Source organism: Frankia sp. Hr75.2, assembly GCF_949319125.1.
Lineage (GTDB): Bacteria > Actinomycetota > Actinomycetes > Frankiales > Frankiaceae > Parafrankia > Parafrankia soli.
Window position 1 is genome coordinate 54798 of record NZ_CASGGV010000286.1, and the last position, 13200, is coordinate 67997.

Annotated in this window: 11 protein-coding genes; 9 read left to right on the forward strand and 2 right to left on the reverse strand. The window is 73.5% G+C overall.

Going from position 1 to position 13200, the window contains the following annotated elements; genetic code table 11:
• Positions 1-59 precede the first annotated feature (59 nt).
• Both AC559T_RS19815 and AC559T_RS19820 read right to left on the reverse strand, forming a co-directional pair.
• Positions 60-1394, reverse strand: coding sequence for an MbnB/TglH/ChrH family RiPP precursor modification enzyme (locus AC559T_RS19815; RefSeq protein WP_498869685.1), 1335 nt, complete (start codon positions 1392-1394; stop codon positions 60-62).
• Positions 1387-2355 carry a TIGR04222 domain-containing membrane protein gene (locus AC559T_RS19820; RefSeq protein ID WP_498869686.1) on the reverse strand — a complete coding sequence of 323 codons (969 nt, stop codon included), beginning with the start codon at positions 2353-2355 and terminating at the stop codon, positions 1387-1389. The genes AC559T_RS19815 and AC559T_RS19820 overlap by 8 nt, the downstream gene beginning before the upstream one ends.
• A 547-nt stretch (positions 2356-2902) precedes the next feature.
• Between AC559T_RS19820 and argC the strand changes: the two genes are divergently transcribed.
• The 9 genes from argC (at position 2903) to AC559T_RS19865 (ending at position 12606) form a co-directional block, all read left to right on the forward strand.
• Entirely contained in the window at positions 2903-3967 is a 1065-nt protein-coding gene (argC, locus tag AC559T_RS19825; RefSeq protein WP_498869687.1) for an N-acetyl-gamma-glutamyl-phosphate reductase, read from the forward strand.
• 49 nt (positions 3968-4016) lie between these two features.
• The gene (gene argJ / locus AC559T_RS19830) at positions 4017-5189 is read left to right on the forward strand and encodes a bifunctional glutamate N-acetyltransferase/amino-acid acetyltransferase ArgJ (protein ID WP_498869688.1); all 1173 of its coding nucleotides are present in this window, start codon (positions 4017-4019) and stop codon (positions 5187-5189) included.
• A complete protein-coding gene (gene argB / locus AC559T_RS19835) occupies positions 5186-6250 on the forward strand; it encodes an acetylglutamate kinase (RefSeq protein ID WP_071064856.1) in 1065 nt (354 codons plus the stop codon). The genes argJ and argB overlap by 4 nt, the downstream gene beginning before the upstream one ends.
• Positions 6247-7491: an acetylornithine transaminase gene (locus AC559T_RS19840; protein WP_498869689.1), complete on the forward strand. Its 1245-nt coding sequence runs from the start codon at positions 6247-6249 to the stop codon at positions 7489-7491. The genes argB and AC559T_RS19840 overlap by 4 nt, the downstream gene beginning before the upstream one ends.
• Positions 7488-8441, forward strand: coding sequence for an ornithine carbamoyltransferase (gene argF / locus AC559T_RS19845; protein WP_071064854.1), 954 nt, complete (start codon positions 7488-7490; stop codon positions 8439-8441). Before AC559T_RS19840 ends, argF begins: the two co-directional genes overlap by 4 nt.
• Positions 8438-9007, forward strand: a complete 570-nt coding sequence (argR, locus tag AC559T_RS19850; RefSeq protein ID WP_020459352.1) for an arginine repressor — start codon at positions 8438-8440, stop codon at positions 9005-9007. The genes argF and argR overlap by 4 nt, the downstream gene beginning before the upstream one ends.
• 79 nt (positions 9008-9086) lie before the next feature.
• Positions 9087-10289 (forward strand): argininosuccinate synthase, encoded by a 1203-nt coding sequence (locus AC559T_RS19855; RefSeq protein WP_498869690.1) that lies wholly within the window; start codon positions 9087-9089, stop codon positions 10287-10289.
• Entirely contained in the window at positions 10289-11884 is a 1596-nt protein-coding gene (gene argH, locus AC559T_RS19860) for an argininosuccinate lyase (protein WP_498869692.1), read from the forward strand. The genes AC559T_RS19855 and argH overlap by 1 nt, the downstream gene beginning before the upstream one ends.
• A complete protein-coding gene (locus tag AC559T_RS19865; protein WP_498869691.1) occupies positions 11869-12606 on the forward strand; it encodes a DNA-3-methyladenine glycosylase in 738 nt (245 codons plus the stop codon). The genes argH and AC559T_RS19865 overlap by 16 nt, the downstream gene beginning before the upstream one ends.
• The last annotated feature ends 594 nt before the right edge of the window (positions 12607-13200 follow it).

The following is a 13200-nucleotide window of genomic DNA, read 5'->3' on the forward strand; positions in this document are numbered from 1 at the left end:
CGGCCGGCGGCCGCCGGCCGTCACCGACGGCTGAGCGACGGCTGAGCGACGGCCGCCGCTCAGCCGCCGCCGGCCGCCGCCGCTCCGGTCGGCAGGACGAACGGGGCGAGCAGGGGGAGTCGCAGGCCGATCAGGGTCCGCCCGCCGGGCACGCGGTCGACGATCACGGCGAGCCGCCGTGACGACAGGCGGGCGGCGAGCACCTCCCGGCGAGCCCCCGGCCCGAGGCGGTCGTGGACGGTGGCGGCGAAGCCCAGCGCGTCAGCGCGGGTTCCGGCCGGTGGACGGGTCCGGGCGAACTCCGCGAACCGGCTCGCGAAGTCGCTCGTCGCGGCGAGCTCGGGCCAGCACCGGGCGACCGCCGCGCGCCGCTTGTCGATCAGCGTCCCGCGGACCGCCTCGAACCGTTCCGGATCGAACCCGTCGCCGGGACCGCGGCCGCTCACCAGATCGGCGACCATCGTCACCTGCCGCTCCTCGAGCGTCACCGCTCTTTGTCTGAGCGTCACCGGTCTTTGCCCGAACTCCGCGGCCGCCGGCCGTCCCGCCGGCCGTCCCGGGCCCGGCCCGAGAGCGGCGGCGTGGACGGCATCGAGCTCCGCGTGGATCTCGGGCGCGCGGGGGTAGTTCCCGTCCCGCTCGAGCAGGACGGCGGGGATCCCCGACCAGCGCGCCGCGGCCTCGCCCACCAGGGCCAGGACCTCCGGCGCCACCGGATGCAGGTGGGTGTCGAAGTAGATCCCGTTCGCCACCCGTCCCCCGGCGACATGGGCGTACGCCACCCGCTCCCAGGGCAGCGCGTCGAGGAACCGCAGCGGGTCGACGCCGTGGTTCAGCGCGTCCCCGTGCAGGTTGGCGACGTCCACGAGCAGCAGCGCGCCGGTGCGGTCGGCGAGCTCGGTCAGGAACGTGGCCGGGTCCAGCTCATCGTCCGGCCAGGCGAGCACGCTCGCCGCGTTCTCCAGCGCCAGTGGGACGGGCAGTTCGGCCCGCAGGTCGGCGATGTTGCGGGCCAGCACGCCCAGCGCCTCCCGGGTGCGCGGGACGCCGAGCAGATGCCCGGCCTCGACTCCCCCCGCCCGGACGAAGGCGACGTGCTCGCTGACCAGGGGTGAGCCCAGCTGTTCGGCGACCGCGGCCAGCCACGCCACCCGGGACGGGGCGAGCGGCTCGGTGCCGCCGAGGGAGAGCCTGGTGCCGTGCGGGACGACCGGCACGCCGAGTCCGGTGAGTGCCGGCGGCAGCGGCGTCCCGGGGCGCATGAACTCCGCGATCACCTCCACGAAACCCAGGTCGGACCGCTCGGCGAGGACGGCGCCGAGTTCGGGACGCCAGCCGGCCCCGAGACCTGCCAGGCGCCCGGCCGGCCCGGCGGCCCTGAGCCGCTCAGCCACCGCAGCCGCCGCCCCCGCCCCCGCAGCCGCTGTGTCCGCCGCCGCCGCATCCGCCGTCGCTGTGGCCGCCCCCCCAGCCCCCGTGGTGCGAGCCGTCCCCACCGAATGCGAACCAGCCGGCGAATCCGCCGAAGGCGGTCTCACCCGAGTCCGTCGAGCCGGTGTGGCCGCGGGAGGATCCGCCGCGGCCGCCGAGCCGGGCGTGCTGGGGCCGGGAGCCGACGCCCATTCGCCGCGCGAGGACGGCGTCGGCGCGCCGCAGGGCCGCCGGTCCGAACAGCGCGACCGCCACGGCGCGCTGACCGGGGACACCCCCGTCCGCGTAACCCGCGGCGCGGGTACCGGCGGCCTGCACGAGCCGGCGGCCGTCCAGGGTGACCGGCACGGGTCGGGCCAGAGTGATCACGGCCACCGCGGCGGCGACCATCGCCACCGGGACCAGGCCAGCCCCGTCTCCGTCGTCCGCCAGCGGGGTCAACGCGACGGCCGCCGCGACGATGACCAGCGGCAGCACCAGCCGCAGGATGCGCAGCAGGCGGGCCTGACCAGCGGGCGGCAGGTATCCGGCGGCGGCCAGGCGTGCCTGCGCGGTCCGGATCTCGGGGCCGCGGGCGAGCTGGCGGAGAATCCCGCGCACGAGCGGCTGGCCGGCGCTCGCGATCAGCCGGTGCGCGCTCGCGGCGAGCGGTGTGCTTCCCGGCGGGAGTGGTCCGGCCACCCTGAGTCGCCAGGTCAGCGGGATGTCGACGGCGCCGGCCTCGTAGAGGCCCACGAGCGCCGTCAGCGCGGCGCGCTTCGGGCCGGCGGTGACCAGCGCAAGGTCCTCGATCGGGACCGACTGTGGATCGGGATGCACCGCTCCATGTCCGCGTCCGCGTCCGCGCACCGCCCTCGCCCGCATGTCCGCCACGACGGCGACCGCGGCAAGCACTGTGAGCAGGTAACCGAGTGAGATCGCCATCGTCACTCCCATCCTGGGTCGGCCCGACGCCGGGATGGTGGCATCCCGGCCCGGGGGCCGACTGTCAGGTGACTGACGGTTTGTTGTCGAACTCTCAACGCGAGCGGTTCCCGGACGGCCGGGCGATGGCACGAGGCGGACGGACCGGACGGACCGGACGGGCGAGTTGGCCCGGGCGGGCGAGGCGGGCGGGGCCACCTGGCCTGATCGGAAGCGCGCGTTACGGGCGGCGAACCGGGCAGGTGCCTTCTCGTGATCCGGGGGCGGTAGCGGCCCGCATGACCGGCGGGGCGGTGTGACGATCGGGGTGGACGGCCGTGACCGCCCACCCCGACCCGCCTCCGGAACGCCGTTGTCCGGAGTGGCGTCGGGACCAGTGTGCCCACAGTGGTCCCCCGGGGCGTCAACCGTCGCTCAACGGGCAGGTAGGGCCGTGTTTCAGGGAGGTTCTCGATGGCGGTGGCATGGTGAGGGCGCTCCGTGGGAGCCTCGGCGCGCTCCGTAAAACCTTGTATCTTCATAGGGTCATGTGTATAAAGTTGCAGTCATGGGAGTGACTGCGGCAGTGGCGGGCGCGAGCGGATACGGCGGCGGCGAGCTGCTGAGGCTGCTGCTCGGCCATCCAGGCATCGAGATCGGCGACCTGGCGGCGAACACCTCCGCCGGGGTGGAGGTGACCGACGTCCACCCGCACCTGCCCGACCTGGCCGGCCGCGTCTTCGTCGACGCCGCCGCGCTGGCGGAGACCACCGCCGACATCGTGTTCCTGGCGCTTCCGCACGGGCAGTCGGCCGCGGTCGCCGCGACCCTCCCGGCCGGGGTCCGCATCGTCGACCTCGGCGCGGACCATCGCCTCCACGACCCGCAGGCATGGCGCCGGGCGTACGGGGGGGAGCACGCCGGCACCTGGACGTACGGAATGCCCGAGCTGCCCGGGGCGCGGGAGGAGATCCGGGTCAGTAACCGGGTCGCCGCGCCCGGGTGCTATCCGACCGCGGTGAGCCTCGCGCTGGTCCCGCTGGTCGCGGCGGGTGCGGTCGACCCGTCCGACATCGTCGTGGTCGCGGCGAGCGGGACATCCGGCGCCGGCCGGGCGGCGAAGGTCAACCTGCTCGGCAGCGAGGTCATGGGCGACATGACCGCGTACAAGGTCGGCACCCACCAGCACCGTCCCGAGATCGTCCAGACGCTCACCCGGTACGCCCGCTCGCCGGTGTCGCTGTCGTTCACCCCCGTGCTCGCGCCGATGCCCCGCGGCATCCTGGCGACCTGCACCGCCCGGCCCACCGCCGACCTCGCCGCCGGTGACGACCTGGGGACGGGCCTCGGCGCCGACGCCGACACGATCACCGGCATCCTGCGCGCCTTCTACGACGACGAGCCGTTCGTGCGCGTACTGCCGCCCGGGCGGTGGCCGCGCACGTCGTCGACGCTCGGCAGCAACTGCATCCACCTGCAGGCGACGGTGGACGACGAGGCGGGCCGGGTGGTCGTCGTCGCCGCGATCGACAACCTCACCAAGGGAGCCGCCGGGCAGGCGGTCCAGTGCGCCAACCTCATGCTCGGCCAGCCGGAGACCACCGGTCTGAGCGTTCAGGGCCTCGCGCCGTGACCGCCCCGGTGGCAGCGAGGGCCCTGCCAGCTAGGGAAGGGAAGCAACAGTGAGCGTCACCGCCGCCCGGGGGTTCCGGGCCGCCGGCGCCGCCGCCGGGCTGAAACCGTCCGGGCGTCCGGACGTCGCCCTCGTCGTCAACGATGGTCCAGCCGACGCCGCCGCGGGTGTGTTCACCCGCAACCGTGTGCAGGCCGCGCCCGTGCTGTGGACCCGTCAGGTGCTGACCACCGGCCGGCTGCGCGCTGTCGTGCTCAACTCCGGCGGGGCCAACGCCTGCACCGGCCCCGAGGGGTTCGCCGACACCCACGCGACCGCCGAGCACGTCGGCGCGGCGCTCGGGATCGGCGCCGGTGAGGTCGCGGTCTGCTCCACCGGGCTGATCGGCGTGCGGCTGCCGATGGATCTTCTCCTCCCCGGCGTCACCCAGGCGGTCGTGGCGCTCTCGCCGGCCGGCGGTGACGCCGCGGCCGAGGCGATCCGCACCACGGACACCGTCGCCAAGCAGGCGGTGCGCACCAGCACATCCGGCGCGGCCGGTGACGGTGTCGTCACGGTCGGCGGTATGGGTAAGGGTGCGGCGATGCTCGCGCCGTCGCTGGCGACGATGCTCGTCGTCGTCACCACCGACGCCGTCGCCGACAGCGCCACACTGGACCGGGTGGTCCGGGAGGCGTGCCGGACGACGTTCGAGCGCGTCGACTCCGACGGCTGCCTGTCGACGAACGACACGGTGCTGCTGCTCGCCTCGGGCGCGTCCGGGCGGTCCCTGCCCGAGGCGGAGCTGACCGAGCTGGTCACCGCCGTCTGTGACGACCTGGCCGGCCAGATGCTGGGCGACGCCGAGGGATCCACCAAGACGATCTCCATCACGGTCACCGGCGCGGCCTCGGAGGCGGACGCCCTCGAGGTCGGCCGCTCGGTGGCCCGCAACAACCTGCTCAAGTGCGCGCTCTACGGCAAGGACCCGAACTGGGGCCGGGTACTCGCGGCGATCGGTACGACGTCCGCGGCCTTCGAGCCCGACCGCCTCGACGTGACCATGAACGGCATCCAGGTGTGCCGCGGCGGCGCGCCGGGTGAGCCGCGGGAACTGGTCGACCTCGGCGGGCGGGAGATCAGCATCGTCGCCGACCTGCACGCCGGCGACGTCGAGCTCACCGTGCGCACGAATGACCTTACCGAAGGCTACGTCTACGAGAACTCGGCGTACTCGACATGAGCGCGGACACGAACCCGGTGAAGCCCGTGGGGTGGGCCGGAGCGAACATCCCCGCGCCGCCACGCGGACCGGCGGCAACCGCCCGCGGGCATTCCGCGCTGGCCAAGACCACCGTGCTCATCGAGGCGCTGCCCTGGCTGTCCCGCTTCCACGGCGCCACCATGGTGATCAAATACGGCGGGAACGCGATGACCCGCCCGGAGCTGCGCGAGGCGTTCGCCGCGGACATCGTCTTCCTACGCTACGCCGGCATCCGCGTCGTCGTCGTGCACGGCGGAGGCCCGCAGATCACCGCCCACCTGGAGCGGCTCGGGGTGCGCTCGGAGTTCGTCGGCGGCCTGCGGGTCACCACCCCGGAGACCATGGAGGTCGTCCGGATGGTCCTCGTCGGCCAGGTCAACCGGGACGTCGTCGGGATGATCAACAACCACGGCCCGTTCGCCGTCGGCCTGTCGGGGGAGGACGCGAACCTGTTCACCGCCCGGCGCCGCCCGGCGATGGTCAACGGCAGCCCGGTGGACGTCGGGCTGGTCGGCGACGTGGTCGACGTCCAGCCGGCGACCGTCAACGCCCTGCTCGACTCGGGCAAGGTGCCGGTGGTGGCCTCGGTGGCCCGCGGCCTCGACGGCGGCGTCTACAACGTCAACGCGGACACCGCGGCGGCGGTGCTGGCGCTCTCGCTGGGTGCGGCCAAGCTCGTCGTGCTCACCGACGTGGAGGGCCTCTACGCCGACTGGCCGGCGAGCGACGAGGTGATCAGTGAGCTGACCGTCGGCGAGCTCGAGCGGCTCCTGCCCACCCTGTCGTCGGGCATGATCCCGAAGATGGAGGCCTGCCTGCGCGCCGTCTCCGGCGGCGTCCCCCAGGCACACGTGCTCGACGGGAGGGTCGCGCACGCGCTGCTCCTCGAGATCTTCACCGACGAGGGCATCGGGACGCTGATTCGCGCCGACCCACCCGCCGCCGCCGGCACCGTCGCGGTCGAGGGCGCCGTCACGGCAACCACCAGTTCCAGCGCGGGCGACCCGGCAACAGTGGACATCATCGGGGGAGGATCGTGAACGCCGATCTGCTCGACCGGCGCGACGCCGTCATCATGGCCACCTACGGCCGTCCCTCCATCGCCCTGACCCGCGGGTCCGGCGCGCACGTGTGGGACGCCGACGGCCGCGAGTACGTGGACCTGATCGCCGGGGTGGCGGTGAGCGTCCTCGGCCACTGCCACCCGGCGGTGCGCGCGGCGGTAGTCGCACAGCTCGACACCCTGGGCCACACGTCCAACCTGTACGTGAACACCCCGCAGCTCCTGCTCGCCGAACGCCTGATCGAGCTGCTGGGCGTGGACGGCCGGGCCTTCTTCTGCAACTCGGGCGCCGAGGCGAACGAGACCGCGATCAAGATCAGCCGACGGACCGGCCGTTCGGAGATCATCGCGGCCGAGGGGGCCTTCCACGGCCGGACCATGGGCGCCCTGTCGATCACCGGCCAGCCCGGGAAGCGGGCGCCGTTCGAACCGCTGCTGCCGGGCGTGCGCTTCGTCCCGCACGGCGACGCCGACGCGCTGGCCGCCGCGGTCAGCGAGCGGACCGCCGCCGTCTTCCTGGAGCCGACCCTGGGCGAGGCCGGGGTGATCCCGTCGCCGCCCGGCTACCTGGCCGCCGCCCGCGCCGCCTGCGACGCACACGGCGCGCTGCTCGTGTTCGACGAGGTCCAGAGCGGCATCGGCCGCACCGGCGCGTGGTTCGCCCACCAGACCGAGGGCGTCGTCCCGGACGTGATCACCCTGGCCAAGGGCCTCGGCGGCGGCCTGCCCATCGGGGTCTGCATCGGGATCGGCGCTGCCGGTCACCTGCTGCGTCCCGGTGACCACGGCAGCACCTTCGGTGGCGGGCCTGTGGTGTGCTCGGCCGCCCTCGCCGTGCTCGACACGATCGTGGCCGAGGGCCTGCTCGAGCACGCGGCGGTGCTCGGCGGCGTACTGCGCGACGGCATCGTCGCCGCGGACGCGGCCGGGGTCACCGGGGTGCGCGGCGTCGGGCTGTGGCTCGCGATCGAGCTCGACGCCCCGTTCGCGCCCGAGGTGGAGACCGCCGCCCGCGAGGCCGGTTTCCTGGTGAACGCGGTCGCGGCGAACGCCGTCCGCCTCGCGCCGCCGCTCGTGCTCACCCCGGCGGACGTCGACGCGTTCGTCGCCGCGCTGCCCGGCATCGCCGACCGGGCGCGGGAGACCCACGCCCAGGGGGACAGGACCGCGGCGACCGGCCCGAAGAAGTCGGACGAAGGATCTAAGGTCAGCGCATGACGGCCCGACACTTCCTGCTCGACACCGACCTGACCTCGTCCGAGCAGGCCGCACTGCTGGATCTCGCCGACCAGCTCAAGGCGACGCGCCGCGACCGGAAGCCCGCCCGCCGGCCGCTCGAGGGCCGCTCGGTCGCGCTGATCTTCGAGAAGCCGTCGACCCGGACGAGGCTGTCCTTCGACGTTGCGGTGGCCGAGCTCGGCGGGCACCCGATCGTGATCGACTCCGGCTCCTCCCAGCTCGGCCGCGGCGAGACCATCGAGGACACCGCAGCCGTCCTGAGCCGCTACGTCGACGCCATCGTCATCCGCACCTTCGCCCAGGACAGGGTCGACCGGATGGCGGCGGCGGCCACCGTGCCCGTCATCAACGCGCTCTCCGACCACACCCACCCCTGCCAGGCGCTCGCCGACCTGCAGACCATCCGGGAGATCCGCGGCCGGCTCGCCGGCGTGACCCTGACGTACCTGGGCGACGGCAACAACGTCGCCCACTCCCTGCTGCTCGCCGGCGCACTCGCCGGGCTGCGGGTCCACGTCGCCTCGCCGCCGGGCTACGAGCCGATCGAGCAGGTCGTGCGGCACGCCAACGAGATCGGTGCGGTCACCGGCGGCGAGGCCCTGGTGATGCACGACGCGCTCGAGGCCGCGGCCGGCGCGGACGTGCTCTACACCGACGTCTGGGCGTCGATGGGGCAGGACACCGAGTCCGACAGCCGGGCGCTGGTCTTCCAGCCCTACCGCCTCGACGAGAAGGTCGTCGAGGCGGCCCGCCCGGACGCGATCGTCATGCACTGCCTGCCCGCGCACCGGGAGATGGAGATCTCCGCGGCTGTGCTCGACGGGCCGCGGTCCGTGGTGTTCGACCAGGCGGAGAACCGGCTGCACGCGCAGAAGGCCCTGCTGTCGTTCCTGCTGGACGAGACCACGGCGGGTGTCGGTTCCCGATGACCATCCGCTCGGCCGCGCCGCTGACGAAACACGCCCGGCAGGCCCGCCTCGCCGCGCTGATCGCGGCGCGGTCGGTACGGTCGCAGGCGGAGCTCGCGCGTCTGCTTGCCGAGGAAGGCGTGCAGGTCACCCAGGCCACCCTGTCCCGCGATCTGGAGGACATCGGCGCGACGAAGGTCCGCGGGGCCAACGGTGCGCTCGTGTACTCGGTCGACGTGAACCTGGCGCCGGCCGAGACGGTGCGCATCCCGCTGGCCCGGCTCTGCGAGGAGCTTCTCGTCTCGGCCGAGGCCAACGGCGACCTCGTCGTGCTGCGTACCCCGCCGGGGGCCGCGCAGCTGTTCGCCTCCGCGCTCGACCGGGCGGCCCTGCCGGAGGTGATGGGAACCATCGCCGGTGACGACACCGTCCTGGTGGTCTGCCGCGCGGGGCCCACCGGCCCCGGTGGGCCAGCGTTCGCCGGCCGGCTGCTGTCGCTGGCCGACGGCGTCGCACGGGTGGCGGTCCCACCCGGAACGGGCGGGCATCCCGGCATCGGCGCAGGTACCGGCGCGGGCGCCGGCTGAGGACCAGGCGGGGCAGACCTCCCGTCCACCGGCGTCATGAACGACCACGTGAACCGAGAATCAACTAAGGAGTGACTCCGTGACCGAACGCGTCGTGCTTGCCTACTCGGGCGGCCTCGACACGTCCGTGGCCATCGGCTGGATCGGTGCCGAGACCGGCGCCGAGGTCATCGCCCTGGCCGTCGACGTGGGCCAGGGCGGCGAGGACCTCGAGGCGATCCGCCAGCGCGCCTTCACCTGCGGCGCCGTCGAGTCGATCGTCGTCGACGCCCGCGAGGAGTTCGCGGCATCCTTCGTCGCCCCGGCGATCCGCGCCAACGCCCTGTACATGGACCGCTACCCGCTCATCTCCTCGCTGTCCCGGCCGATCATCGTGAAGCACCTGGTCGAGGCCGCCAAACAGCACGGGGCGGACGCGATCTCGCACGGCTGCACGGGCAAGGGCAACGACCAGGTCCGCTTCGAGGTCGGCGTGATGGCGCTGGCCCCGGGCCTGCGCGTGCTGGCCCCGGTGCGCGACTCGGGCATGACCCGGGACAAGGCGATCGCCTTCGCCGAGGAGCGTGGCCTGCCGATCGACGTCTCGAAGAAGTCCCCGTACTCGATCGACCAGAACCTGTGGGGCCGCACGGCCGAGTGCGGGGTCCTCGAGGACCCGTGGGCGCAGCCGCCGGAGGACGTCTTCGTCTACACGGCCGACCCGACGGTCTCCCGGCCGTCCGCCGAGGTCACGATCTCGTTCACCGACGGCCTGCCGACCGGGCTGGACGGGCGGGCACTGTCGCTGGTGGACCTCGTCGCCGAGCTCAACACCCGGGCGGGTGCCCAGGGCGTCGGTCGCATCGACATGATCGAGGACCGGCTCGTCGGCATCAAGAGCCGGGAGATCTACGAGTGCCCGGCGGCGATCACGCTGCTGACCGCGCACCGTGACCTGGAGGACCTCACCCTCGAGCGGGACGTCGCCCGGTTCAAGCGGGGCATCGACCAGCGCTGGGGCGAAATCGTCTATGACGGGCTGTGGTTCTCGCCGCTGCGGGCAGCCCTCGACGCCTTCGTGGACTCGGCCAGTGTCGGTGTCACCGGCGACGTCCGGATCCGGCTGGCGGGCGGCGTCGCCCAGGTCGTGGGCCGTCGCAGCCCGGGCAGTCTCTACGACCACGCGCTGGCCACCTACGATGCCGGCGACCAGTTCGACCAGACCGACGCGCGGGGATTCATCGAGCTGTGGGGCCTGCCCACCAAGGTCTGGGCGGCCCGCGAACAGCGGCTCAACCCGTGATGTCGATTCGGTCGGTGGCGACTGGGAGTCACCCAGCGGCCGACGAGGAGCAGGAACGGATGGATCCCGAACGGGCACAGGGCGACGCCGCGCGCACGGACGCGGCGCGCACGGACACCGCCGACGACACCGACGGAGAGGACACCGGGGGGCACGCCGACGCGGGTGGGCAGGCGGACGCCCCCGCGTCGACGCCGCCGCTGCGGCTGTGGGGCGGGCGATTCGCGGGCGGGCCGGCCGAGGCGCTGGCGCGGCTGTCGGTCAGCGTGCAGTTCGACTGGCGCCTGGCGCCGTACGACCTGCTCGCCTCCCGCTCACACGCCCGCGTCCTGCACCGCGCCGGCCTGCTGGACGACGCCGAGCTGACGGCGATGCTCGGCGCACTCGACGACCTGTCGGACGCGGTCGCCCACGGCCGCTTCCGCCCGACCATCGAGGACGAGGACGTCCACACCGCGCTCGAGCGGGGGCTGCTCGAGCGCCTCGGCGCGCTCGGGGGCAAGCTCCGGGCCGGCCGGAGCCGCAACGACCAGGTCGCGACCGACCTGCGCCTGTATCTGCGCGATCACGCGCGTCAGGTCGCCGCGCGGGTCACCGAGCTCTCCACCGCCCTCGTCGGGCTGGCCGAGCAGCACGTCGAGACCCCGGCACCGGGGATGACCCACCTGCAGCACGCCCAGCCGATCTCGTTCGGGCACCAGCTGCTGGCGCACGTCCACGCGTTCGCCCGGGACACCGACCGGCTGCGGGACTGGGACCGGCGTGCCTCGGTGAGCGCGCTCGGCGCTGGCGCGCTCGCCGGCTCCTCACTGCCGCTGGACCCGGCGGGGGTGGCCGCCGAGCTCGGCTTCGACCGGGCCTTCGCCAACTCGCTCGACGCGGTGTCCGACCGGGACTTCGCCGCCGAGTTCCTCTTCATCGCCGCGCTGATCGGGGTGCACCTGTCCCGGCTCGGTGAGGAGATCGTCCTGTGGACGACCCGGGAGTTCGGCTGGGTCGAGCTTGACGACGCCTTCGCCACCGGCAGCTCGATCATGCCGCAGAAGAAGAATCCGGACGTGGCCGAGCTGGCCCGCGGCAAGTCGGGCCGGCTCATCGGCGCGCTCACCGGGCTGCTGACCACCCTCAAGGGCCTGCCGCTCGCCTACGACCGCGACCTGCAGGAGGACAAGGAGCCGGTGTTCGACGCGGTCGACACCCTCCTCGTCGTGCTGCCGGCGGTGACCGGCATGGTCGCGACGATGCGGGTGCGCCGGGAACGGCTCGCGGCCGCCGCGCCGGACGGGTTCGCGCTGGCGACGGACGTGGCGGAGTACCTCGTCCGCAACGGGGTCGCCTTCCGGGAGGCACACGAGGCCGTCGGGCAGCTCGTGGCCTGGTGTGTGGCCCACGACGCCGACATGGACGAGGTCTCCGAGGGCGATCTCGCGGTCATCAACCCACTGCTCACCGCCGACGTCCGATCGGTGCTCTCGGTGCGTGGTGCGCTCGAGGCACGCTCGGCACCGGGCGGGACGGCACCCGCGCGCGTCCGGGAGCAGATCGAGGCGCTCGGGCCGGTGCTCGACCGGGACCGGGCGTGGGCCGGGAGCTGACCGGCGTTCCGAGTCGCGACTTCTACGACCGGCCCGTGCTGGCCGTCGCCCGAGATCTCCTCGGGACGACGGTCCGGCACGGGCCGGTCGCGTTGCGGGTCACCGAGGTGGAGGCCTACGGCGGCACGGACGATCCGGCGTCCCATGCCTTCCGCGGTCCGACCCCGCGCTCGCGGGTCATGTTCGGACCGCCCGGACACGCCTACGTCTACTTCGTCTACGGCATGCACTGGTGTTTCAACGTCGTGTGCGGTCCGGAGGGTACGGCCGCCGCGGTTCTGATCCGGGCTGGTGCGGTCGCCGGGTCCGTCCCGGCCCGGCATGTTCCGGGCAGCGCCCGCCAGCCGGAGCCCGAGCCCGGGCTTGAGCCCGGGGCCGGGTCCGTGGCCGCCGGGGCGACGAGCTCGGGGACGACGAGGGGCGCGGGGCCGGGGGAGGCCGGGGCCGGGAGCGCGGGAGCGGGGGGCGCCGCGGCCGCCTGGCGCGTCGCGAGCGGGCCTGGACGCTTCGCCCGGGCCCTGGGGGTGGACGGCGGCTTCACCGGCACCGACCTCGTCGGATCCGGCCCGGTGACGGTTCACTCCGGAGCACCCGTTGCCGAGACCCAGGTGGGCCGTGGGCCCCGGATCGGCATCCGGACGGGCCGCGACCGCCCGTACCGGCTCTGGATCCTGAACGAGCCGTCGGTGAGCCGGGGCCGGCCCCCGCGGATGCCCGCCTGAGGCGCGTGGTCTGCGACGGCCCGACCGAACCCGCACAGACCGACGCGTACGGACTGTGCTCCCTGCGGCACAGAGAGGCCACTCGCCCACGGCCGGCACGTCCCCCGCTTCGGGTGACCCGGCGAGGTGTCCACCGCTTCACAGTGGCTGGTACCCAGGTGTTTCGAGCGGTCCTCCCGCGCTGGTGGCGGGGCTGGTCCGTCGCCCATCCGTTCGAGCGCAGAACCTCAAGCCTCGCATATCAGACAGCGACGTCAAGCTCCAAGTGGAGCCATGTGACATACGTCACACTATCCAGGTCCCGATTGATTTGACGCCTCCCGTCATCCACCCGTAATGTTCTCTCTGTCAGCGCGACACGGAAGACACCGAACAGGGTGGCTCCACGCGGGACAGGGCCTCGACCGAGAGGGCGAGGCCGAGGGTAGAGTGCAAGATCCTGGCAAGGATCGCGGCGCTTCCAACCTAAACAAGACGAATTTGGGCAAAAGTGCCTGGAGGAACCGCTTCGCGGCGTGAACTCCTGTACGCACCTGCTCCTTGAGAACTCAACAGCGTACCGAATAGTCAGTGCCATATTTTTTAACCCCCGTC

Excerpts from the sequence above, each read along its gene's own strand:
- AC559T_RS19820 (WP_498869686.1), bottom strand. The coding sequence starts at position 2,355 with ATGGCGATCTCACTCGGTTACCTGCTCACAGTGCTTGCCGCGGTCGCC.
- argC (WP_498869687.1), top strand. The coding sequence starts at position 2,903 with ATGGGAGTGACTGCGGCAGTGGCGGGCGCGAGCGGATACGGCGGCGGC.
- argB (WP_071064856.1), top strand. The coding sequence starts at position 5,186 with ATGAGCGCGGACACGAACCCGGTGAAGCCCGTGGGGTGGGCCGGAGCG.
- argF (WP_071064854.1), top strand. The coding sequence starts at position 7,488 with ATGACGGCCCGACACTTCCTGCTCGACACCGACCTGACCTCGTCCGAG.
- argR (WP_020459352.1), top strand. The coding sequence starts at position 8,438 with ATGACCATCCGCTCGGCCGCGCCGCTGACGAAACACGCCCGGCAGGCC.
- argH (WP_498869692.1), top strand. The coding sequence starts at position 10,289 with ATGTCGATTCGGTCGGTGGCGACTGGGAGTCACCCAGCGGCCGACGAG.